The following is a 21,491-nucleotide window of genomic DNA, read 5'->3' on the forward strand; positions in this document are numbered from 1 at the left end:
CCAGGATGACAGAAATGTGGCAACAGCTACGTGATTCACGCAAACAACAACGGGCGCCACGGCGCCCGTTGTCATGCCATTCACGATGACGGCGCGATCAGATCGCGTAGTACATCTGGAATTCCAGCGGATGTGTGCTGGCGCGATAACGCGTCACTTCCTGCATCTTCAGTTCGATGTAGGCATCGATGAAGTCGTCGGTGAACACGCCACCGGCCTTGAGGAAGTCGCGATCCTTGTCCAGCGCTTCCAGCGCAGCGTCGAGGCTGGAGCACACTTGCGGGATGTTCTTCTCTTCTTCCGGCGGCAGATCGTAGAGATCCTTGTCGGCCGGCGCACCCGGGTCGATCTTGTTGAGGATGCCGTCGAGGCCGGCCATCATCAGTGCGGTGAAGGTGAGGTAACCCGACTGCATCGGATCGGGGAAGCGCACTTCGATACGGCGACCCTTCGGGTTCGACACGAACGGAATGCGGCAGCTCGCCGAACGGTTGCGCGCGGAGTAGGCCAGCATCACCGGCGCTTCGAAGCCCGGCACCAGACGCTTGTAGCTGTTGGTGGTGGAGTTGGCGAAGGCGTTGATGGCCTTGGCGTGCTTGAAGATGCCGCCGATGTACCACAGCGCGGTCTGCGACAGACCACCGTAAAGATCGCCGGAGAACAGGTTCTTGCCGTCCTTCGCCAGCGACTGGTGCACGTGCATGCCGCTGCCGTTGTCGCCAACGATCGGCTTGGGCATGAAGGTGACGGTCTTGCCGTTCTGGTGGGCGACGTTCTTGATGACGTACTTCATCGTCATCAACTCATCGGCCTTCTGCACCAGCGTGTTGAACTTGACGCCGATTTCGCACTGACCCGCATTGGCCACTTCGTGGTGATGCACTTCCACCACCTGGCCCAGCGATTCGAGCACTTTGCACATGTCGGCGCGCAGATCGTTCAGCGAATCGACCGGACTGACGGGGAAGTAACCACCCTTCACACCCGGACGATGGCCGCTGTTGCCTTCGTCGTACTTGAAGCGCGAACTCCACGCGGCTTCCTGCGATTCGATTTCATAGAACACGCGGCCCATGTCGTTCTGCCAGCGCACGGAATCGAAGATGAAGAATTCCGGCTCCGGACCGAAGAAGGCGGTGTCGGCCACACCGGTGGACTTCAGGAACGCCTCGGCGCGCTTGGCAATCGAGCGCGGATCGCGGCCGTAGGCCTGCATGGTGCTGGGCTCCAGCACGTCGCAATGCAGAACCAGCTGGGTGTGACCGCTGAACGGATCGAGATAGGCGGTATTCGGATCGGGCAGCAGCACCATGTCCGACTCATTAATGCCCTTCCAACCGGCGATCGAGGAACCATCGAACATCTTGCCGTCCTCGAAGGTCGACTCATCGATGGCGTGGGCCGGGAAGGTCACGTGGTGGTGCTTGCCGAGCATGTCGGCGAAGCGCAGGTCGACGAACTCGACCTCATGTTCCTGGATCAGGTCGAGAACTTTCTTGGCGGACATGGTGAAACCTCGAGTCGTTAAAGGGGATCGCGCGTGCTTTAGAGCAAACACCGTACCAACTGTGAAAAACCCTGTGCATCAATTATTTGAATGCAAACCTGGCAGATTGGCAAGCCCCTTTTGCACCAAATGATCAAGTAATTTGAACCAAAATGGTGCAAAAAAGAATGACGGCCGTGCCGACAGAAATCCGGGCGTGATACGAAAGTCGCCCATCATCATTCCGCCTAAGCTATGCCATTTGATGTCGGTTGCCTGACCGCGCCGCCCGTTTGCCATGGAGCCTTCCGCGTGCACGACCTGATCAACGTCATCCTGCTCGGCATCATCGAGGGTATTACCGAATTCCTGCCCGTCTCCAGTACCGGCCATCTGCTGATCGCCGAGAACGTTGGACTGGGCGCGCGCTCGGATCTGTTCAACGTCGGCATTCAGGCCGGCGCCATCCTGGCGATTACGCTGATCTACCGGCAACGCATCTGGCAACTACTGACGCAATGGCAAGACCAAGCCAATCGCAGCTATCTGTCCAAGCTGACGGTGGCTTTCCTTATGACATGCGTACTCGGCTTCATCGTGACGCACTTCGGCTTCAAGCTACCCGAAACGGTGACACCGATTGCCTGGGCGTTGGTGATCGGCGGATTCTGGATTCTGGGCGCTGAAGCTATCGCTGCCCGGCAGGTCGATCGCAAAGAGGTGACCTGGCGCGTGGCGATTCTGGTCGGTATTGCGCAGATCGTCGCGGGCGTGTTTCCCGGCACCTCGCGTTCGGGCGCCACGATTTTTACGGCGATGCTGGCCGGTACCAGCAACCGTTCTGCTGCAACGGAGTTTTCATTCCTGGTGGGCATACCGACCATGTATGCCGCCACCGGCTACGAACTGCTGAAAGTTTTGAAGGGCGGCGACGCTGCGCATGAAGACTGGACAGCGTTGATCGTCGGCTTCGTGGTGTCGCTGATCGTCGCTTTTGTCGCGGTGAAGTGGTTGCTTGGCTACATCCGCACGCACCGCTTCACGTGGTTTGCGGTCTATCGCATTGCGTTGGGCGCTGCGCTGTTACTGCTGATGCCAGCGGGCGCGTGATGATGCGCAAACGCGCGACTCCATCGCGCATGAACCTACTTTCTCTCCTGTCAGGCAGGAGAAAAAGCAGGTTCGATGTCATTGCGTTCTGCGCTGGGGTGCCGGCAATTCACGCACCGGCCGCAACGCATCAACCACTGGCGCGGGCGCCATCTGGCATACCGATTCGAACGGCCGCTCGAACAGCTCGCGCGACCATTCGATAAACGCCTGCACGCGCGCCGACAGATGCTTCTTCTGCGGGTAGACGATCCACACGTTCTTGCCCGTGGACACGGTATCGGTCATCACCGGTTCCAGCTTGCCCAGATCCAGCATGCATGCCGCCAGCACGTGCGGCGCCTGGATGATTCCCAAGCCGGCGACGGCTGCCTGGATGACCGATTCACCGTCATTGATCAGCATGTGCGCGTTGACGTCCACTTCGATGCGGCCGCTCGAGGTATCGAACTGCCACTGACGCGGACGCCCGTTGGGGTAGACGTAGTTGATGCAGCGGTGGTTCTTCAGGTCATCAAGACTGCTCGGCGCACCATACTTCTGCAGGTACTCGGGCGAGGCCAGCAGCACATTGCGGAAATAGCCGATCTTGCGGGCGATCAGGCTGGAATCTTCCAGCTCGCCCATGCGAATGGCGCAATCCACCCCCTCCTCATTCAGGTCATAGGGGTAGTCGCACATCATCAACTCCAGACGAATGTCCGGATAGCGTTTCTCGAATTCGGAGAGCAGAGGGATGATCGCCGCCCGCCCCACCGACACCGACATCCCCACCCGCAGCTTGCCCGTTGGCTTGCGATGGGAGTAGCCCAGCGCCTCGGTCGCTTCGGTGAGATCGGCAAGGATCTCCTTGCAACGTGTATAGAACGAGGCGCCATCGTCGGTTAAACGCAGGGCGCGGGTAGAGCGAAACAGCAGTCGCACGCCCAGATGCTCCTCTAGGCGGGAGACAGCGCGGCTAACGCCCGAGGGAGTCATGCCCAGCTGCGCGGCAGCGGAGGCAAAACTTTTCGCCTCTACCACCCGGACGAAGGCAGAAATAGCGGAAAAGTCTTCCATAGCTAGGTCCAAAGCAAGTAGTCATCATTATTGTGCACCCATTCGTGACTACGAGTCACGAGTGGGTTGCGCAAGAAACGGATTTTCTAAACTGTACGGTATACCCATTATTCGTTTCCCCATCGTTGCTGCATTGCGGCACGACTATTTCCAGGGAGCGATAAAGATGTTGAAGAAGACCATTCTGGCCGGTGTGCTCGTAGCTGCGATCGCCGGTAGTTGGGTATTACTAAGCCACCACAGCGCCCAGGCCCAGGGCGCCGGTCCCGGCGGCGGCGGTCCACCCGAAGTCACCGTGGCTCCGGCGATGGTCCGGCCGGTCAGCGACAGCGCCGATTTCACCGGCCAGCTTCAGGCCGTTGATACCGTTGATGTACGCCCCCGCGTAGGCGGATATGTGGACGCCGTGCTGTTTAAGGAAGGGGCCGAGGTGCATCAGGGCGATGTGCTGTTCCGTATCGACCCGCGCCCGTTCCAGGCCGAGGTGGATCGGCTGACTGCCAATCGCGCCCAGGCGCAGGCCCAGTTGGGTCTGGCCCAGGCCAACGCCGCCCGTGCCAAACGTCTGCTTGCCCAGCATGCAATTTCGCAAGAAGACGCCGACAGCATGAGCACCAGCGAGCAAAGCGCCACCGCCACGCTGGCGGCGGCCACGGCAGCACTCGCCACCGCCAAGCTCAACCTCGACTGGACCCAGGTGCGCGCGCCGATCGACGGCCGGGTCAGCAATGCCCACATCATGCCGGGCAACCTGGTCACCAGTTCGGATGTGCTGACCAGCGTGGTATCGGTCAACCCGATCTACGTGTACTTCGACGTGGACGAGCAGACGTGGCTGAAGCTCGATCGCCTGCGCCGCGATGCCACCAGGAACGGCCGCAACGCACGCATCGAAGCGACCATGGGATTGGCCGATGAACAAGGCTATCCGCACGAGGGCCGCATCGACTTCGTCGACAACCAGTTGCGCCCGAACTCCGGCACGATGCGTCTGCGCGCCGTGTTTGACGAAGAAGACGGCCTGCTGACACCAGGACTGTATGCGCACGTGCGCCTGCAGAGCGGCCAGCCGCGTCCACGCGTGCTGATCGATGACCGTGCTGTCGGCACCGATCTGGGCAATCAGTTCGTCTACGTGGTCGACGGGCAGCACAAGGTGCAGTACCGCAAGGTCGACACCGGCCCGCTGTTCCATGGTCTGCGCGTGATCGATGACGGGCTCAACGGCGGTGATGTCGTCGTGGTCAACGGCTTGCAGCACGTACGTCCCGGCGTGGAAGTGACGCCGCAGCAAGTCGCGATGGATTACCGCCTTGATGTGCAGGACAAGGCGCTGGTCGATGCGGCGGCGACGAATCCTGATGGTGACGATACGCGTACCGCGCAGGCAGATAACCGCACAACGCAGAAGCGCCCGCAAGGCTGAGCGCCCTTCTTCCTCTCTCCTCTTCGGAGAGAGGACCGAGGTGGGGGCCCGCCTCGCGATGAACTTCAAAGAAGCATCGCGGAAATATTGAGCTTCTCCGCACGAGCGAGCCCTCACCCCAACCCTCTCCCCCGAGGGGAGAGGGAGGCTTTACGGCAAGAATGAGAAAACATCCATGAAAAACATTGCACAGTTTTTCGTCGACCGGCCGATCATGGCCGCCGTGCTTTCGCTGATCCTGGTGATCGCGGGCAGCATCGCGGTGTTCAAGCTACCGATCAGCGAATATCCCGAAGTCGTGCCGCCCACCGTGGTGGTGCGCGCCAACTATCCCGGCGCCAGCCCTGAAGTGATCGGCGAAACCGTCGCCACGCCGCTGGAAGAACAGATCAACGGCGTCGAAGGCATGCAGTATTCGTCTTCGCAGGCAACCAGCGACGGCCAGATGACCTTGACCGTCACCTTCGCGCTGGGCACCGATCTCAACAACGCGCAGGTGGAAGTACAGAATCGCGTGTCGCAAGCCCTGCCCCGTCTGCCGGAAGAAGTGCAGCGCCTGGGTGTGACCACGCAGAAAAGTTCTCCCGACCTGACCATGGTGGTGCACCTGACCTCGCCGGATAAGCGTTACGACATGCTTTATCTGTCGAACTACGCGCGCCTGCACATCAAGGACATCCTCGCTCGTCTCGATGGCGTGGGTGACGTGCAGCTGTTCGGTGCTGGTGAATACAGCATGCGCGTGTGGTTGAATCCCGACCGACTCGCCCAACGTCACATGACCACCAGTGACGTTGTTCACGCGATCCAGGAACAAAACGTCGCCGTGGCGGCGGGTGCGCTGAATGCGCCACCGGTGCCGGGCAATACCGACTTCCAGCTCAATATCCACACGCAGGGCCGCCTGAGCACGACGGAAGAGTTCGGCAACATCATCGTACGCACCGATTCGGATGGCAGCGTGGTGCATCTGCGTGACGTTGCACGCGTCGAACTGGGTTCCGATCAGTACGCGCTGCGCAGCTTGCTGGACAACCAGCCGGCGGTGGCGATTCCGATCTTTGCACGCCCGGGCTCCAACGCGATTCAGATTTCCAACGAAGTGCGCGCCACGATGGCGGAGCTGAGCAAGGAATTCCCCCAGGGAATCGAATACCACATCGTGTACGACCCGACCGTCTTCGTGCGCGGCTCGATCGAAGCGGTGGCGCATACACTGCTGGAAGCCATCCTGCTGGTTGTGCTGGTGGTGATTCTGTTCCTGCAGACGTGGCGCGCGTCAGTGATTCCGTTGGTGGCCGTGCCGGTGTCGTTGATCGGTACGTTCGCCGTGATGTACGTGGTGGGCTTCTCGCTCAACGCGCTATCGCTGTTCGGCCTGGTGCTGGCAATCGGTATCGTGGTGGACGACGCCATCGTGGTGGTGGAGAACGTCGAGCGTAATATCGAACTTGGCTACACGCCGCGTGAAGCAACGCGACGCGCCATGAACGAAGTGACCGGCCCCATCATCGCTACGGCCCTGGTGCTGTGTGCGGTGTTCGTGCCGACCGCGTTCATCAGTGGTTTGACCGGCGAGTTCTATCGCCAGTTCGCGCTGACCATCGCGATCTCCACGGTGATCTCCGCCTTCAACTCGTTGAGCCTGAGTCCGGCGCTCGCTGCTGTACTGCTGAAAGGTCATGACGCACCGAAGGACCGTCTCTCGATCCTGATCGAGAAGGCTTTCGGATGGCTGTTCCGTCCGTTCAACAAGCTGTTCCATTTCGGCTCTGAACGTTATGTCGGCGCCGTGCATCGCATCGTGGGCAAGGGTCCGGTTGCGCTGGTGATCTATGGCGGTCTGATCTTTATGACGTGGGTAGGCTTCTCGCACGTGCCGATGGGCTTCGTGCCGGCACAGGACAAACAGTACCTGGTGTCGTTCGCGCAGTTGCCGGATGCCTCGTCGCTTGATCGCACGGAAGATGTCATCAAGCGCATGTCCGAGATCGCGCTGAAACAGCCGGGCGTGCAGAGCGCTGTGGCCTTCCCCGGTCTGTCGATCAATGGCTTCACCAACAGTACCAATGCAGGCATTGTGTTCGAAACGCTCAAACCGTTTGAGGAACGGCGCGATCCTTCCCTGTCGGCGGGCGCAATTGCCGCAGCGTTGGACAAGCAGTTCTCGAATATCCAGGACGCCTACATCGCGACGTTCCCGCCACCGCCGGTCCAAGGCCTTGGCACGATCGGTGGTTTCCGCATCCAGATCGAGGACCGTGGTCAGCTTGGTTTCGATGAGTTGTACAAGCAGACGCAGAACCTGATCGCGCAGAGCCAAAAAGTGCCGGCGTTGGCTGGGCTATTTTCCAGCTATGAGGTAAGCGTGCCGCAGGTGGACGCCAACGTGGATCGCGAAAAGGCGAAAGCCGAAGGCGTGGATCTGGCCGATGTCGACGACACCCTGCAAAGCTATCTCGGCTCGCTGTACGTCAACGATTTCAACCGTTTTGGTCGCATCTATCAGGTGAACGTCTCGGCCGATTCCAGCTACCGTCATGAGCCGCAAGACATCCTTCAGCTCAAGACGCGCAATGCGCAGGGCGACATGGTTCCGCTGGGTTCTTTCGTCACGGTGCATAAGACCGCGGGTCTTGAACGTGTGATGCATTACAACGGCTATGTCACCGCGGAAATCAATGGCGGCCCCGCACCGGGTTTCAGTTCCGGCCAGGCACAGGCAGCGATGGAGAAGCTGGCGCAAGACAATCTGCCGAACGGCATGAGCTATGAGTGGACCGAGCTGACCTATCAGCAGATCCTTGCTGGCAACACCGCCATTCTTGTATTCCCGTTGTGCGTGCTGCTGGTGTTCCTGGTGCTGTCGTCGCTGTACGAAAGCTGGTCGCTGCCGCTGGCGGTGATCCTGATCGTGCCGATGGTCTTGCTGTCCGCGATCGCCGGTGTGTGGCTGTCGGGTGGCGACAACAACATCTTCACCCAGATCGGTTTGATCGTGCTGGTTGGACTTGCGTGCAAGAACGCGATCCTGATCGTCGAGTTTGCCCGCGAACGCCAGCATGAAGGCATGAGCCGCCACGATGCGGTGCTGGAAGCAGCTCGCCTGCGTCTTCGCCCGATCCTGATGACGTCGATCGCTTTCATCATGGGTGTCGTGCCGCTGGTTACCTCGCACGGCGCGGGCGCGGAAATGCGTCATGCGATGGGCGTTGCGGTGTTCTCCGGCATGCTCGGCGTGACCATCTTCGGCTTGATCTATACCCCGCTGTTCTACGTGCTGATCCGCGCCGTCGTCGAACGCCGCGAAGCACGCAAGAAGCAGCACACATCGATTACGCCCGCTTTGGAGGGCCATTGAGATGACACGTTTTATCCGTAATACCGCGCTGTATGCAGCACTCGCGCTGGCCGGATGCGCCAGCGTGGGGCCGGATTACAAGACACCGAACACTCCATCTGCAAAAGTGCAGGGCATCGACGTGGCGCGTGAAAGCGCCGCGCAGTTCCAGGCAACCTGGTGGAAGCAGTTCAATGATCCCGTGCTCGATACGCTGATCCAGCGCGCAGCGAAGGGCAGTCTGGATCTGCGCATCGCCGAGGCGCGCCTCAAGGAATCGCGCGGCTTGCTCGGCAGCGCCAAGTCGAACCAGATCCCGACCATCACTCCCGGTGTTTCCTATACCCGTGCGCTGGAACAAGACCCTGGATTCACCACCGGACGCATACCGATCGATACCTACCAGGCTGGCTTCGACGCTTCTTGGGAGCTGGATCTGTTCGGCGGCGTGCGCCGTTCCGTGGAAGCAGCGCGTGCCGATGTCGGTGCCAGCCAAGCGTCGTTGCAGGATGCGCAAGTCAGCCTGTTTGCCGAAGTCGCGCGCAATTACTTTGAACTGCGCGGTGCCCAGCAACGGTTGGCCATTGCTCAGCGCAACATCGATAACCAGGCCGATACGCTGAAGCTGATCCAGGCGCGTGCACAGATCGGTACGGCATCCGATCAGGATGTCGCCAGCGCCAGCGCGCAGCTGAATGCAGCGAAAGCACAATTGCCGGTGCTCGACACACAAGCTCATGCGTACGAATATCGGCTGGCGGTGCTGCTCGGCGAGCGGCCCGGCGAACTGGATGTCGACGTATCACCGGCGACGTTCAAGCCGATCGCTACGGTGTTGCCGATGGGCGATGACGGTGACGTGCTTTCACGCCGTCCGGATGTGCGTATCGCCGAGCGTCAATACGCCGCCGCTACCGCGCGCATCGGCGTCGCCAAGGCAGATTTCTTCCCGCATATCTCGCTCGGCGGTTTTGTCGGTTTCCTCGCGGGTCGCAGCAACGACTTTGGCGGTCCTGCTTCGCGTGCTTTTTCGTTCGGCCCCAGCATTACCTGGAATGGCTTGAACGTCGAACGTGTGCGCTCCAACCTGCATGTCAGCGAAGCACGCGCTGATGAAGCCGAGGCGAACTACCAACAGACCGTGTTGCAGGCGATCGAGGATGTCGATAACGCCGTGGTGGGCTACAACGCCGAACATGCGCGCGTCGAGCAATTGATTGCACAGAGCGAGCAAAGCAAGCGGGCCGCGGATCTGGCACGCATCCGTTATCAGGAAGGCGCGACCGGCTATCTGGAACTGCTGGATGCCGAACGTGTACAGCTGGCTGCGGAGGATGATCTGGCGCAGTCCGAGACAGCGATCGATACGCGCGCTGTGTCGTTGTACAAGGCGCTTGGCGGTGGTTGGCAAGCCTGTGGTGATGCGAGTTGTTCGCAGGTGGCGCAAGTCCCGTAAGTGTTTCAGATAAATTTTGAATCTTGCTTCACCGTCATCCCGTCGAACACCGGGATCCAGCGACTTGTCGATCTTCAAAGTCACTGGGTTCCGGCCTTCGCCGGGACGACGCATCGGGAGCGCTGAATGTCCCGGCTAGCGTGCATACACCGAACAACCAGCACGTCATCAGCGTCAGCGCTGCACCATCCGTGCGAACCACTCCCAGCCGCGCACGCGCTCGGCGATCAGTTTGAAGCTGGTCAGCATCGGCACCGCAAGTAACGCACCGGGCACGCCCCACAGCCAACCCCAGATCAACAGCCAGATCAGGATCGCGATCGGGCTGACGCGCATGCGCCGTCCCAAAATCATCGGCGCGATCAAATTGCCCTCGAACGCGGTCATGCAGGCAAAGCAGAACGCCGGCAGCAATGCGTGCGCGACGTCGTCGAAATGCACCAGTCCCACCAGCAGCAGTGTCGTGGTGGTGACAATGGCGCCGACGTAGGGAATGAAATTGGCGAACATCGCCACCGTTCCCCATAACAACGGATCGGGCATGTGCAGCATGAACAACATGCCGGCGGTGGCCAGGCCGAGCGATGCGTTGATCACCACGGTGGTGAGGATATAACGCGATACTTCAGTCTGAATGCCGCGCACGATGGTCACGGCATGGCGCTTGTAACCAAAGCTCGGCGCAATTTCGACCAGACGCCGCAGAATCAGGTCGCCGTAGACGAGAAAGAAGTAAACCAGCAGCAGCACCGTCAGCACCGCAGCCAGCACTTTCGGCGCATTGGCCAACACGTCCCACACACTGAACGCTACATCGCTGGGATTTTGTCCGGCGTCCGGACGTGTGGGATGGCCATTCACCAACGTCTGCGTCGCACGTCCCGCCGCTTCGAGTGGCCGGGTAATGTGTTCCAGCTTGGGAATGAAGCTGCGAATGGTCGACGGCGCGGTGTGCAACCAAGTGGTGGCAGGCTCGGCGAGCATGCTGATACCCGCGACGATGGCTGCGATCAGGGTGATCATCAGCACGCTCGCACCGAGCCAGCGTGGGATGCGATGGCGCGTGCCACGGGCGACGATCGGGTTCAGCGCCAACCCGATGAACGCCGCCAGCACCAACGGAATCACCAACGCCTTGACCAGAGTGACGGTGTAAAGCAGGGCGAGGATCAGCATCGCGTTGAGCGTCATGCGGATCGCGCGCAAGTTCCAGCGCAGGCGATAGACGCCCTGCGTCGCCTGTTTGATCTGCTTGGGAGTAAGCACAGCAGCCGGAGCTGGCGCTGTTCCTTGCGATGCTCCGGCCACGGGCGCATTGCTTTGCAATGCCGTGGGCTCGATGCCGGTCATGTGTCGTCGCTATCTTGATCGTTGTCGCTATCGTCCATGCCCAATTCGGCGATCAGACGGGTGCCGTGCGCCACGATATCGGCGATGCCGGTGCTGATCATCGAGGCCATGCCCGGCACGCGCAGCGCACCGACACCCACGCTGCCAAGCACGAAACCCGCGCCAGCAGCAGCGCCGACCGTGGTCAGCGGATGACGATGACCGCGGGCCAACAGGGCTGCCGCGGGCGTTGCAAGCTCATTGCGGTGCATCGCCACGCGCTCACGCGCTTTGCGGACTTTTTCGATCTGCTTAAACAAGCTCGTCACGGTTCCCCCTTCTCCGCCTCGATATCCTGCTCAGCCTTTTGCAGGGTATCGCGCATGATCGCACGCCATTCCTGCCGGGTGGCAGGCAGGCTCATCCAATGCATGCAACGGCGGAAGAGCAGGATCGCGCCCAACAGCGCCAGCACCTCGAGCACGGCCAGCACCAGGAAGGCGAAAATCCAGGAGTTGAGCCACTTGGCCAGCACCAAGCCGATCAGGCCGAGCACGGTAAGGCCGAGGCCGACGCCCGCCACCGTAGCGACCAGACCCGCAACCAGCATCCAGGAAACGGCAGCTCGGGCCAGCCCCAGCTCGGCCGCCAACAGGTTCAGTTGGGCACCGAACAACTGGCGCACCGCGCGCCATATCTGGCCTAGCTCATCGAGCAGACCGGCTGGCGCCGGCCCGGACGGCGGCTCGGCTGGCCCGGCCGCCTCGTTATCGCGCACGGAATCATGCATCGCTTCACCGCCTCCGTGCTGAAACCATGGTTATCAGCGACGAAGAATACGGCCGAGCAGCCAGCCTGCGCCCAGGGCGATGGCCACTGCCTGCACCGGTTTCTCGCGCACGTAGTCGCGCACTTCGTCCAGCCATTCGTCGGCGCGATCCTTCGCCTGGTCCATGGCGGCGCGCCCACGCTCTTTGGCATCGGCCACTTTGTCGGAAGTGCGGTTGGCAGCACCTGCGGCCTTGTCGGTGGCGCGGTGCAGGCCTTCCTCAAGATGGTCGGCAGCGCGTGAGAACTTTTCTTTGCTGGTGGCAACGGCCTCGGATGTGGCCTGCTTGATGCGCTCGGCGCCGTGGTCGATGCGTTCGTGGATGTCGTGCTCGGGCGTCTCGTGTGCCTGGACTTCTTTGTTCATGACATTCTCCGATGGCAAGGTCTTCACTTTAGCGGGTTGCCGGCCCGTTGGCTGAACCGCCGCTGCGCCGTTCAGCTAGCTCGCCGCAAGAAGGCGACCACGGCCAGGATCAGAAACAGTACAAACAATACTCTGGCAATCCAGGCCGCGGTACCGGCGATGCCGGTAAATCCGAGAAGGGCTGCGATGACAGCGATAACCAAAAAAACCAGGGCGTAATGCAACATGAAGGCGCTCCTCGTGAAACCGGGGCGTCATGAAACGCCGCCCCGTTCCCTCATGTTCCACATCACACGCCGTCTGGGCGTGAAGGTTGCGCGGTGTAACTTTTATGGCTCGCCGTTGCGTTCAGCGTCACGCCATTCAGGCTGGCACAGCCGGATTGAGGCTGTAGGTGCCAGTGAGCGTCGCTTCTGCCAGCACATGCCCGTTCATGGCAGCACGCAACTGGGCGAGCGTAAATCCCTGCGCCAGCGGCAACGCTTCCGTGTCCAGCGCGTAAATGTGGAAGTGGTAATGATGGACCAGCGTATCGTTCCACGGCGGGCACGGGCCGTCGTAACCCAGATAGGTGCCGCCCATATCGGCATCGCCGGCAAACCAGTGGGTGTAGTCGTTGACGCCCTGCACGCTGCCGGGCGGACCGAACGGCTGCTGCTTGCCGCGCGGCGTGATCTCGTCGCTGCAGGCGCCTTCCGCCAGTTCGGCGCATTCCACGGGAATGTTCGCCATCAGCCAGTGCACGAATTCCACACGTGGCAGATCGGCCGGCACAGTGCGGCCCTCTTTGTTTACGTCATCCGGCTTGCTGGGCACATCGGTATCGATGACGGCGAGTACGAAGGACCGGGTTCCATCCGGCGCGCCCTTCCAGGCCAGGTGCGGGCTGTAGTTGTCCGACAGGGCGACAGGGCTACCGGATTTGCCGAACGCCAATGTGGACGGAATCGGTGCACCGTGCTGGAAGTTGTCGCTGCGTAACTGCATGAAAATCTCCGGTAAGCCTGGGAAAGCCTTTGAGGTTGGGGCAAGGTCAAGATGACGCAAGTCAGTGCTTGCCACCACGCAATCCCACCCCCATGTCGCCGCCGAGCTTAACGCGATCGCCATGATCCGGTCGTGACAGCTCTGCTAAGTTAGGCATTCGCAGGGAGGATGCATGGGCGTGAGCGAACTTGACGACTTGAGTACCTTGGTGCGTGCTGCCACGCCCTTGCTGGTGATCGAGACGGTGGACGAACAGCGAGTGATCGAATGCTTCCGGCATGTGATTGCCCAATCGCTCTATCCGCTTTGGCGTTGGACCATGACCGATGGCCTGGAACGCCTTGATTTCAATGGTCCGCGCGATCAGGACATTGCGCCTGACGCCACCTCTACGCTCAATGCCATTCGCGATGCCGAGCAACGCGGCATCTACCTGCTGTTCGATTTCCTTCCCTGCCTGCAATACGCGATGTCACAGCGGCAGATGCGCGAAATCGTGCAGCGCGAACATTCGGCCGCACATACGCTGGTGCTGGTGGGCGCGAAAGTGGAACTGCCGCAGGAACTCGATGCACTGGCCACACGGGTGCCACTGTCGCTGCCGGATATCAAGGAACTAGCCGGCATCATGCGCGGCGAGGCCGCCGCATGGCAGCGCGAAAACAACCGCAACCTGGAAGTCGATAACGAGGCAGCCCGCACCATCGTGCGCAACCTGCTGGGACTGACCGCGCCCGATGCACGGCGCATCGTGCGCAAACTGATCTACAACGACGGCGCGCTCAACGCCAATGACTTGCCAGAATTGATGCAGGCCAAATTCGATCTGCTCAACCGTTCCGGCTTGCTGCATTACGAATACGCGACCGCCAGCTTTGCCGATGTCGCAGGCGTCAGCCATGTGCGCGACTGGGTGCAGCGGCGGCGCCTGGTGTTTCTCGATCCGAACCCTGCGCCCGCGCTCGATCCGCCCAAGGGCGTGCTGCTGCTGGGCGTGCAAGGTTGCGGTAAAAGCCTTGCCGCCAAGGCCATTGCCGGCGGCTTTGGCGTGCCACTGATCCGATTGGATTTTGGCTCGCTGTACGACAAATACCAGGGCGAAACGGAAAAGAACCTGCGCGAAGCGCTGGCGAGCTGCGAAGTGCTGGCACCCTGCGTGCTGTGGATCGACGAGATCGAAAAGGGATTGGCCGGTGGCGGCGACGATGGCGGTGTGTCGCGGCGCGTGCTTGGCTATCTGCTGACCTGGATGGCGGAACGCAAATCCAAAGTGTTCGTCGTGGCTACCGCCAACGCCGTGGACGAGTTGCCGGCGGAACTGTTGCGCAAGGGGCGCTTCGACGAAATCTTCTTTGTCGATTTGCCAAGGACCGAAGTGCGCGCCGCCATTTTTGCTATGCACCTGAAGCGCCGCAAGCTCGATGTCGATACGTTCGACTTGAATGCGCTGGCAGAAGCCAGCGATGGTTTTTCAGGTGCCGAAATCGAACAGGCTGTGGTTAGTGCGCTTTACGATGCCGGGGGCAATGGTGGCGTGCTGGATCAGGCAACACTGTTACACGCGCTGCAATCTACCAAGCCGCTTTCGGTGTTGATGCATGAGCAGGTTGCAGCGCTGCGTGCGTGGGCGAATGGGCGGTGCGTGCCGGCCGATTGAATCCCTCCTGACTCGCCGGCATAGCGATCAGCTTGCTGATTTGCTCTCCACTGCTGGCGACATCGCCTTGGCAATCTGCTGCTGCACCTCCACCCACGGTGTCGGCCCTTCATGCATGGCATAGACGGTTTTCACTTGCAGATGCTCGCGCGCAACCGCCTGTGCCACTTCGTACATCAACTCCGGATCGTAGAGTGACTTGTCCGCATTCAACGCCAGCGTATCGCTCGCGTAAAGCAGCTGTTGCTGCGGGAAATACACCATGTACTGGCGCTCGGTCGATGCACCACGCAGCGGATACAGCACCACCTTGTTGGCGCCTTCACCGAGTTCCAAACGGTTGCTTACAGTGATCCAGTGCGCCGGCTTCGGATGCTGCTGCAAATCATCCGGCTGCAAGCGATGTGGCGCATCGACAAGGCGATCCAGCAGCGACCGATTCAGATCCAGCGCATAAACCGGCACACCTTCGGCCACTGCTTGCCTGACACCCGCCATATGCGGCCAGGAATCGGAGGTGCTGAGCACGCCCTTGATCGGTACGCCCGGATATTCGCTGCGGACCTTGGCCAGAATACCCTGCACATAGCCCGGAGAAATGGGTGCTTCCAGCACCAACACACCATCGTTCTGCTTGATCAGCGTGGTGTTCCATGCGCCTTGATATAACTCAATGCCAGGTGCCAGCTCGACTCGCTTCTTGTCGCTGAAAACACGGTTCCATCCTTTGGATTGCGCACTCTTGGCGGCAACGGCTGAATCCATCGCGAACAACTTGTCATCGACATCGACATTGAAAACCGGATTGAGCACTTGGGTCGAGGCATACCAAACGCCATTGCGTTGATCGACGCGATTGGTCGGAAACACCACTCCCTGCACGACATGCCAGTTGTCGAAGTAGATGCGTTGATCCACATCGCCCCAGGCAAACCAGAAATCCTTGAAGGTACGCGTACGCTCCAGCGCATCGGGAAGATGATTGTCGGCGTTCAATAACACGTTGACAGGCGCGCCCTGCCAAGTGAACGCCACCACGCTATGCGGGGTGGCGCGCAACCATTGCGACGGCGCGTAATGTAGATCATTCGCTACCGCGGCATGGAGCAAGAGTTGCTCTGGTCCCAGTCCCAACGTATCGCTGCTGTCGTCCAGGTCCGCCAGCGAACATGGCGAATCGCCCTGTTTGCTGTGATAGACGCCGCCTTGCGGTGTCGTAATCAGGGTCACATCCAGACTTTCTGTGTGCGGATCGGCCTCCGGCCAGGTCAGGTGCACATCGCGTGTCAGCCGTTGCCCGCTGAAATCGACCGTGACCTTGTCACGCTCATAAGACGTAATGAATGGCTGCTGCCGGTACGATTGTTCCGAAAGTACCGTGTGCCCGATGGTGTCGTAGCTCGCGCTGTGAATGTCGGCCAGCCGTTCCCTGCCGCCCATCGCTGCGATGGCCTGTTCGACGCAGGCTTTGGCATTGAGCTTTTCGCAACCGGGATGCGCGGCACCATTCACGATGTCACCATCCTGCGGCACGCTGCTTGCGAGGCATGGTGTTGCGACGGCCAACGCCAGTAACGCAGGTAAAACGGCATGGAGACGGCGTTCCATTTCGATTCCCCCATCGCGCCCGGCGTGCCCAGGCCATGCAGCGCAACTTACGCGCGTCGCGCATCACATCCGCATGCAGGAAGTCACGCGTAAGGGGTGCCTATGGCACAGCTCGAAGAATGCAGCCTATGCAAGCTTTACGCAGCGGCGTGCGCGATCGCGTTGAAACGTGCCGCAATATAGTCGTCGCAGAAGCTCGTCATGTCCCATCCGCGGATAAAGCCGCAATGACCGCCGTACGGGGAGATATCCAGTTCGACGTTGCTGGGCAGCTCGAGCTTTTCGAAGGCATCGACCGGAATCACCGGATCGTCGCGCGCCGTCAGAATGGTGGTTGGAATCTGCATATTGGCTAACGCGCTGCCCGCTACCGAATAGCCGTCCAGATAAGCCTGCAGTGAGCCAAAGTCGGTATGACGCAGCACCAATGCTTCGGTCAGGCCGCGCAGATTTTGTTTTAATTCCTGCAGCTCGAAATATTCGCGATGCGGAAATGCCGCCTGCTTGGCGCGCAACGAGTGGCGCCATTTGTTCATGAAATAGGCCTGGTAGAACCAGGGTGCCGATTCTTCCAGCGAAAACAGGCCTTCACTGGGATCAATGATCGGGCACACCGCCAGCGCATAACTCAGTGGAATGCCGGCCTCGGGTGCCTTCATCGCAACGCGCAACGCGAAATTGCCACCCAGCGAGAAGCCTGCCAACGCCAGTGAGCGCGATGGCCAGCGACGAGCGATGTCGCCCATGGCATGCACGACTTCATCCAATCGACAGGAATGAAACAACGCTTCGTTGAGCGAATGGCTCTCGCCATGGTCGCGGAAATTGAGCCGGAAAATATCCCAACCGTCGTCCAACAGCCGGCTGCCGGTTTGCAATACGTAGGTGGAATCGACGCTGCCTTCCCAGCCATGAAACAGCACGGCCAGACCACGCGAGGCGGGTTGTGTTTTTTGTGCGGTGTAGGCGCCGGTGAGCCGGACGCCCTCCCCGCCATCCACCATTACCGGCTCGGCGCCTTCAAGCACCTTGTAGGCGCTACGCGGCAGCAGCGAGCGACGCACGCCGCTGGAAGAAAGCATGGTCTGGATATGGCCGCTGGTCAGCGGCCAGGGCGGACGGAAATCCCGCCCCTGTGGCAAGAGCCTTTTCAATGCGTCCACGTGGCTCACGTTGTTGGGCAGTCGTCAGGTGATGACGCGTGGTGACGCGCCTGACTGGCTATCAGATCATGCCGCGGGCTGACGCCTGATGGCTGCTCAGCGGCAACACGCGCTGTGTGGGCTCGTTGAACTGACTCTCCGGTCATGCCGTTCGGTCCTCAAGCGCCATGGCGATGCGCTCGCGCGCTAGATCTGCCATACGGCGTCGGCCATCCTGGCTGACCGGCACCTGTTCCAGAAAGTGCACTTCCGCATCCATCGGCGCACCGCCGAGCATGCGCAGGAAATTCTGCAGGAAGTTTTCGTTGTCGCGGAAACCGGCGTCGATCTGCCGCTTGCCGTCGCGCGCGAAGCGCAAGGCTACCGGTTGCACAGGCACTTCCGCATCCAGTGCGGCCTGGAAGATGCGCGCGTGGAAAACCTTCAGGACGCCGTTATGACCTGTGCCGCCTTCCGGGAACACGGCGACAGAACGGCCCTCGCGCAGGCGGTCGACCATCACCTGCATCACCGCGGCGAGCGAATGGTTATTACCACGGCGATGGAAAATGGTGCCGCCGCTGGCGGCCAGCCACCCGACCAGCGGCCAGCTGGCGATCTCGGCCTTGGCGACAAAGCACGCAGCACGCTGGCTGTGCAGCAGCTCGATGTCGATCCACGAGGTGTGATTGGCGACAAACAGCACCGCATCGGGCAACGGCTTGCCCACGCGCACTGAGCGCAATCCGAAGATGCGCATCAGACCTCTGGACCAGGCGCGGATCATGCGATGCGTGAAAGGCTCGCGCCCGTTCTTCATCACCGCATGGCGGTTCCAAGTGAGGACGAACCCGCACAGCATGATGCCGAGCACGACGTGCAGCAGCAGCAGGGGTACGCGCCACAGATAACGTAGCGGGCGTAGCAGGTCTCGGTCCGGGGTAGAAACGGCTTCGATACTCATCAGTACATCATTTTAACGTTAAATGCGCCGCCGTCAGCAGTACGCGAGCGCACAGTCGTCAAAGTGTTTTAAGCGTGCGAATGCGTGGAGGTCAACAACACCCGCGTAAGTGCGCCGCAAGCTGTGACTGAGCATGCTCTGCGCAAGAACGCGCGCCCGCTACAGGGCCGCATCAATCAATCGGCGCGCGGCGGTACCCAGCATGCGGGCCGGTCCACCTTCGCCGAACGTCTGCCCCGATACATAACTGCCCTCGATCAGCAGCAACAGGCTGTCGGCAAGCTCATCCGGATCGCGTGCTTGCATCGCCCGGCACATCTCGCGCAGGCGTTCACGCAGGGCCTGCTTGCTCTCCACGGCCACCCGGTGGGCTGGGTGAGCATGATCGGGATATTCGATAACGGCGTTGGTCAGGCCACAGCCACGGTAACCATCGGCGCTGGCGCGCACGGCGAGCCTGTCCAGGTAGGCGAGCAATTGCGCCTTGGGATCATCGGGGTGATCAACGGCCGGCGCCTCGAAGCGCTGGCAGAAGCGTTGGTCGTAATCGCGCAGGTAATCGGCGATCAACTCGTCTTTTGATTCGTAGGCGCGATACAAGCTGGGCTTGGTGACCCCGGCGCGAGTGACGATTTCCTCCACACCGACGGCGCGGATGCCTTCGCGATAGAACAGGTCGAAAGCGGTATCGCGGATGCGGTCTGCCGCGCGGCGCGGCGATTCCGGGGCAGTGGTTACAACTGGTGCGGTTTTGGAGCGCGTGGACATAGCGAGACCCATTGACAATGTTACCGACCGGTACGTACTCTGCGCCTCTACCCGTACCGATCAGTAACATGACTATACAACGCCATCGGCCCTTCGGCCAAAACTATGCCTTCATCGTGGTCGCCGTGGTGTTCCTGGCCTTGTTGGCTTCGGCCGGCATGCGCGCCACGCCCGGCGTACTGATGCTGCCGCTGGGCCGCGCGTTCGGCTGGAGTCGGGACGATATTTCGTCTGCCGCCGCGGTCGGCATCCTGCTGTACGGGCTGATGGGGCCGTTCGCCGCCGCGTTGATGCAACGCTTCGGTATCCGGCACGTGCTGGTCACCGCGCTGGTGGTGATGACGGCAGCTGCCGCGTCCAGCGCACTGATGACGCGTCCCTGGCATCTGCTGCTGACCTGGGGCGTACTTTCGGGCGCCGGCACCGGCTGCGTGGCGGTAGTGCTGGGTGCCACGGTGGTGGGGCGCTGGTTCAGTACGCACCGCGGCCTGATGATGGGCCTGCTTACCGCCAGCACGGCTACCGGCACGTTGATTTTCTTGCCCGGCCTTGCCGCGATCGCCGAGTACGCCGGCTGGCGATCGGTGGTGCTCACCATCGCCGCCGTCTGCGCGGCGCTGGTGCCGCTGGTGCTGTGGCTGCTGCCCGAACGCCCGGCCGATATCGGCCTGACCCGTTATGGCGCGCAGGCGGAGGAGCCCGCGGATGCCGGTTCGTCATCGGGCAACCTTTTCGCGATCACGCTGGGTGTACTGCATCGCGCGAGCAAGCGCGGCGTGTTCTGGTTGTTGTTCGCCACGTTCTTTGTCTGCGGCTTCACCACCAACGGGCTGATCGGTACGCATTTCATCGCGATGTGCGGCGATCACGGCATCCCGGAAGTGCGTGCCGCCGGCGTACTGGCGATGATGGGCTTGTTCGACCTGTTCGGCACGACCGCATCGGGCTGGCTCACCGATCGCTTCGACCCGCGCAAGCTGCTGTTCGCCTATTACGGTTTGCGGGGACTCTCGCTGATCTATCTGCCGTATTCGGATTTTTCGCTCTACAGCTTGTCGCTGTTCGGCATCTTCTACGGCCTGGACTGGATTGCCACGGTGCCGCCCACGCTGCGGCTGACGACGGACGCGTTCGGAGATCGCGACGCACCCATCGTGTTCGGCTGGGTGGTGGCGGGGCATCAAGTCGGGGCGGCCGTCGCCGCCTTCATGGCCGGTGTGCTGCGCGTGCAGCTGGGCAGCTATCTCGCGCCGTTCGTGATTGCCGGTGCCACCGGCGTGGTGGCAGCGTTTCTGGCGCTGCGCATCCAGCGCCGCGATCAGCGCAACGATGAGAATGCATCGCTCACGGTCGCAGGCGAAAGCGCCTGAATCAACGCTCCAGTTGGCTCAGCGGGAGCGCGGCGGAACGTTTCACCGTGCGCAACACAAAGCTTGAATTCACATCGGCCACGCCCGAGGCATTAAGCAGGCGATCCAGCAGGAAACGCGAGAAATGCTGCAGGTCGGCGACGTAGATGTGCATCAGGTAGTCCATGTCGCCGGTAAGCGCGTAGCAGGCCACCACTTCGTCCCAGGTATTGACGTGCTGGACAAAGCGCTCGATGGCTTCGGCCTCGTGTTTGGTCAGTTGCACGCGCACAAAAGCCTGCAGGCCCAGCCCGACGGCCTCCGGATCCAATTGCGCCGTATAGCCGGTGAGGATGCCCTCGCCTTCCAGTCGCTGCAGCCGCCGCAGGCAAGCGGAGGGTGACAGGCTGACCCGCTCAGCCAGCTCCGCGTTGGTGATGCGCCCTTCGCCCTGCAGCACGGCGAGGATGCGCAAGTCGGTACGATCCAGCTCGACCATGCATGATTCTCCGGTGATCTGGCCATTTGACGCATGAATATTGCATCCAAAGGGATGGCTCATGCAATAAAACAAGTTTCGTGCGAGGTCTTGGCCCTATGCTGTTGCCATGGCCC

At 61.0% G+C, this 21,491-nt stretch carries 20 protein-coding genes; 6 read left to right on the forward strand and 14 right to left on the reverse strand.

Annotated features, from left to right (window positions below):
* Positions 1-97: 97 nt before the first annotated feature.
* On the reverse strand, positions 98-1,507 hold the full coding sequence (glnA, locus tag ISN74_RS20245) for a type I glutamate--ammonia ligase (protein ID WP_188795836.1): 1,410 nt from the start codon (positions 1,505-1,507) through the stop codon (positions 98-100).
* 78 nt (positions 1,508-1,585) lie between these two features.
* Positions 1,586-1,786 (reverse strand): hypothetical protein, encoded by a 201-nt coding sequence (locus tag ISN74_RS20250; RefSeq protein ID WP_188795838.1) that lies wholly within the window; start codon positions 1,784-1,786, stop codon positions 1,586-1,588.
* Between the two features lie 12 nt (positions 1,787-1,798).
* Between ISN74_RS20250 and ISN74_RS20255 the strand changes: the two genes are divergently transcribed.
* Complete coding sequence (locus ISN74_RS20255) at positions 1,799-2,596, forward strand: undecaprenyl-diphosphate phosphatase (RefSeq protein WP_188795840.1); 798 nt, start codon at positions 1,799-1,801, stop codon at positions 2,594-2,596.
* 78 nt (positions 2,597-2,674) lie between these two features.
* Here ISN74_RS20255 and ISN74_RS20260 read toward each other — a convergent pair whose 3' ends face one another.
* Positions 2,675-3,655, reverse strand: coding sequence for a LysR family transcriptional regulator (locus ISN74_RS20260; RefSeq protein ID WP_188795842.1), 981 nt, complete (start codon positions 3,653-3,655; stop codon positions 2,675-2,677).
* A gap of 166 nt (positions 3,656-3,821) precedes the next feature.
* On the opposite strand from ISN74_RS20260, the gene ISN74_RS20265 reads away from it, so the two are divergent.
* The 3 genes from ISN74_RS20265 to ISN74_RS20275 all read left to right on the forward strand — a co-directional run bounded on the left by ISN74_RS20265 (position 3,822) and on the right by ISN74_RS20275 (position 9,877).
* A complete protein-coding gene (locus tag ISN74_RS20265; RefSeq protein ID WP_188795843.1) occupies positions 3,822-5,081 on the forward strand; it encodes an efflux RND transporter periplasmic adaptor subunit in 1,260 nt (419 codons plus the stop codon).
* A 175-nt stretch (positions 5,082-5,256) separates the two neighbouring features.
* Positions 5,257-8,442, forward strand: coding sequence for an efflux RND transporter permease subunit (locus ISN74_RS20270; protein WP_188795845.1), 3,186 nt, complete (start codon positions 5,257-5,259; stop codon positions 8,440-8,442).
* A 1-nt stretch (position 8,443) separates the two neighbouring features.
* The gene (locus tag ISN74_RS20275) at positions 8,444-9,877 is read left to right on the forward strand and encodes an efflux transporter outer membrane subunit (RefSeq protein ID WP_188795847.1); all 1,434 of its coding nucleotides are present in this window, start codon (positions 8,444-8,446) and stop codon (positions 9,875-9,877) included.
* A 174-nt stretch (positions 9,878-10,051) separates the two neighbouring features.
* On the opposite strand, the gene ISN74_RS20280 is transcribed toward ISN74_RS20275, so the two are convergent.
* The 6 genes from ISN74_RS20280 to ISN74_RS20305 all read right to left on the reverse strand — a co-directional run bounded on the left by ISN74_RS20280 (position 10,052) and on the right by ISN74_RS20305 (position 13,388).
* Positions 10,052-11,227 carry an AI-2E family transporter gene (locus tag ISN74_RS20280; protein WP_188795849.1) on the reverse strand — a complete coding sequence of 392 codons (1,176 nt, stop codon included), beginning with the start codon at positions 11,225-11,227 and terminating at the stop codon, positions 10,052-10,054.
* The gene (locus tag ISN74_RS20285) at positions 11,224-11,535 is read right to left on the reverse strand and encodes a hypothetical protein (protein ID WP_229678894.1); all 312 of its coding nucleotides are present in this window, start codon (positions 11,533-11,535) and stop codon (positions 11,224-11,226) included. Before ISN74_RS20285 ends, ISN74_RS20280 begins: the two co-directional genes overlap by 4 nt.
* Complete coding sequence (locus tag ISN74_RS20290; RefSeq protein ID WP_188795851.1) at positions 11,532-11,996, reverse strand: ABC transporter ATP-binding protein; 465 nt, start codon at positions 11,994-11,996, stop codon at positions 11,532-11,534. Before ISN74_RS20290 ends, ISN74_RS20285 begins: the two co-directional genes overlap by 4 nt.
* Positions 11,997-12,029: 33 nt before the next feature.
* Positions 12,030-12,401: an ElaB/YgaM/YqjD family protein gene (locus tag ISN74_RS20295; protein WP_188795853.1), complete on the reverse strand. Its 372-nt coding sequence runs from the start codon at positions 12,399-12,401 to the stop codon at positions 12,030-12,032.
* Positions 12,402-12,472: 71 nt separating this feature from the next.
* Positions 12,473-12,628 (reverse strand): DUF1328 domain-containing protein, encoded by a 156-nt coding sequence (locus ISN74_RS20300; RefSeq protein WP_188795854.1) that lies wholly within the window; start codon positions 12,626-12,628, stop codon positions 12,473-12,475.
* Positions 12,629-12,764: 136 nt separating this feature from the next.
* The gene (locus ISN74_RS20305; protein ID WP_188795857.1) at positions 12,765-13,388 is read right to left on the reverse strand and encodes a YbhB/YbcL family Raf kinase inhibitor-like protein; all 624 of its coding nucleotides are present in this window, start codon (positions 13,386-13,388) and stop codon (positions 12,765-12,767) included.
* Positions 13,389-13,566: 178 nt separating this feature from the next.
* Between ISN74_RS20305 and ISN74_RS20310 the strand changes: the two genes are divergently transcribed.
* Positions 13,567-15,045 (forward strand): AAA family ATPase, encoded by a 1,479-nt coding sequence (locus ISN74_RS20310; RefSeq protein WP_188795858.1) that lies wholly within the window; start codon positions 13,567-13,569, stop codon positions 15,043-15,045.
* Positions 15,046-15,072: 27 nt separating this feature from the next.
* On the opposite strand, the gene ISN74_RS20315 is transcribed toward ISN74_RS20310, so the two are convergent.
* From ISN74_RS20315 to ISN74_RS20330, 4 genes are all read right to left on the reverse strand, one after another.
* The gene (locus tag ISN74_RS20315) at positions 15,073-16,653 is read right to left on the reverse strand and encodes an MBL fold metallo-hydrolase (protein ID WP_188795861.1); all 1,581 of its coding nucleotides are present in this window, start codon (positions 16,651-16,653) and stop codon (positions 15,073-15,075) included.
* A 137-nt stretch (positions 16,654-16,790) separates the two neighbouring features.
* Positions 16,791-17,735: a YheT family hydrolase gene (locus tag ISN74_RS20320; RefSeq protein WP_188799407.1), complete on the reverse strand. Its 945-nt coding sequence runs from the start codon at positions 17,733-17,735 to the stop codon at positions 16,791-16,793.
* 223 nt (positions 17,736-17,958) lie between these two features.
* Positions 17,959-18,759, reverse strand: coding sequence for a lysophospholipid acyltransferase family protein (locus ISN74_RS20325; RefSeq protein ID WP_188795863.1), 801 nt, complete (start codon positions 18,757-18,759; stop codon positions 17,959-17,961).
* A 159-nt stretch (positions 18,760-18,918) separates the two neighbouring features.
* Complete coding sequence (locus ISN74_RS20330; protein WP_188795865.1) at positions 18,919-19,527, reverse strand: TetR/AcrR family transcriptional regulator; 609 nt, start codon at positions 19,525-19,527, stop codon at positions 18,919-18,921.
* 68 nt (positions 19,528-19,595) lie between these two features.
* On the opposite strand from ISN74_RS20330, the gene ISN74_RS20335 reads away from it, so the two are divergent.
* A complete protein-coding gene (locus ISN74_RS20335; RefSeq protein WP_188795867.1) occupies positions 19,596-20,897 on the forward strand; it encodes an MFS transporter in 1,302 nt (433 codons plus the stop codon).
* 1 nt (position 20,898) lies between these two features.
* Here the strand turns inward: ISN74_RS20335 and ISN74_RS20340 are convergent, their stop codons facing one another.
* Positions 20,899-21,375: an Lrp/AsnC family transcriptional regulator gene (locus ISN74_RS20340; protein WP_188795869.1), complete on the reverse strand. Its 477-nt coding sequence runs from the start codon at positions 21,373-21,375 to the stop codon at positions 20,899-20,901.
* Positions 21,376-21,491: the final 116 nt, after the last annotated feature.

The sequence above is a fragment of the Dyella caseinilytica genome, assembly GCF_016865235.1.
GTDB lineage: Bacteria > Pseudomonadota > Gammaproteobacteria > Xanthomonadales > Rhodanobacteraceae > Dyella_B > Dyella_B caseinilytica.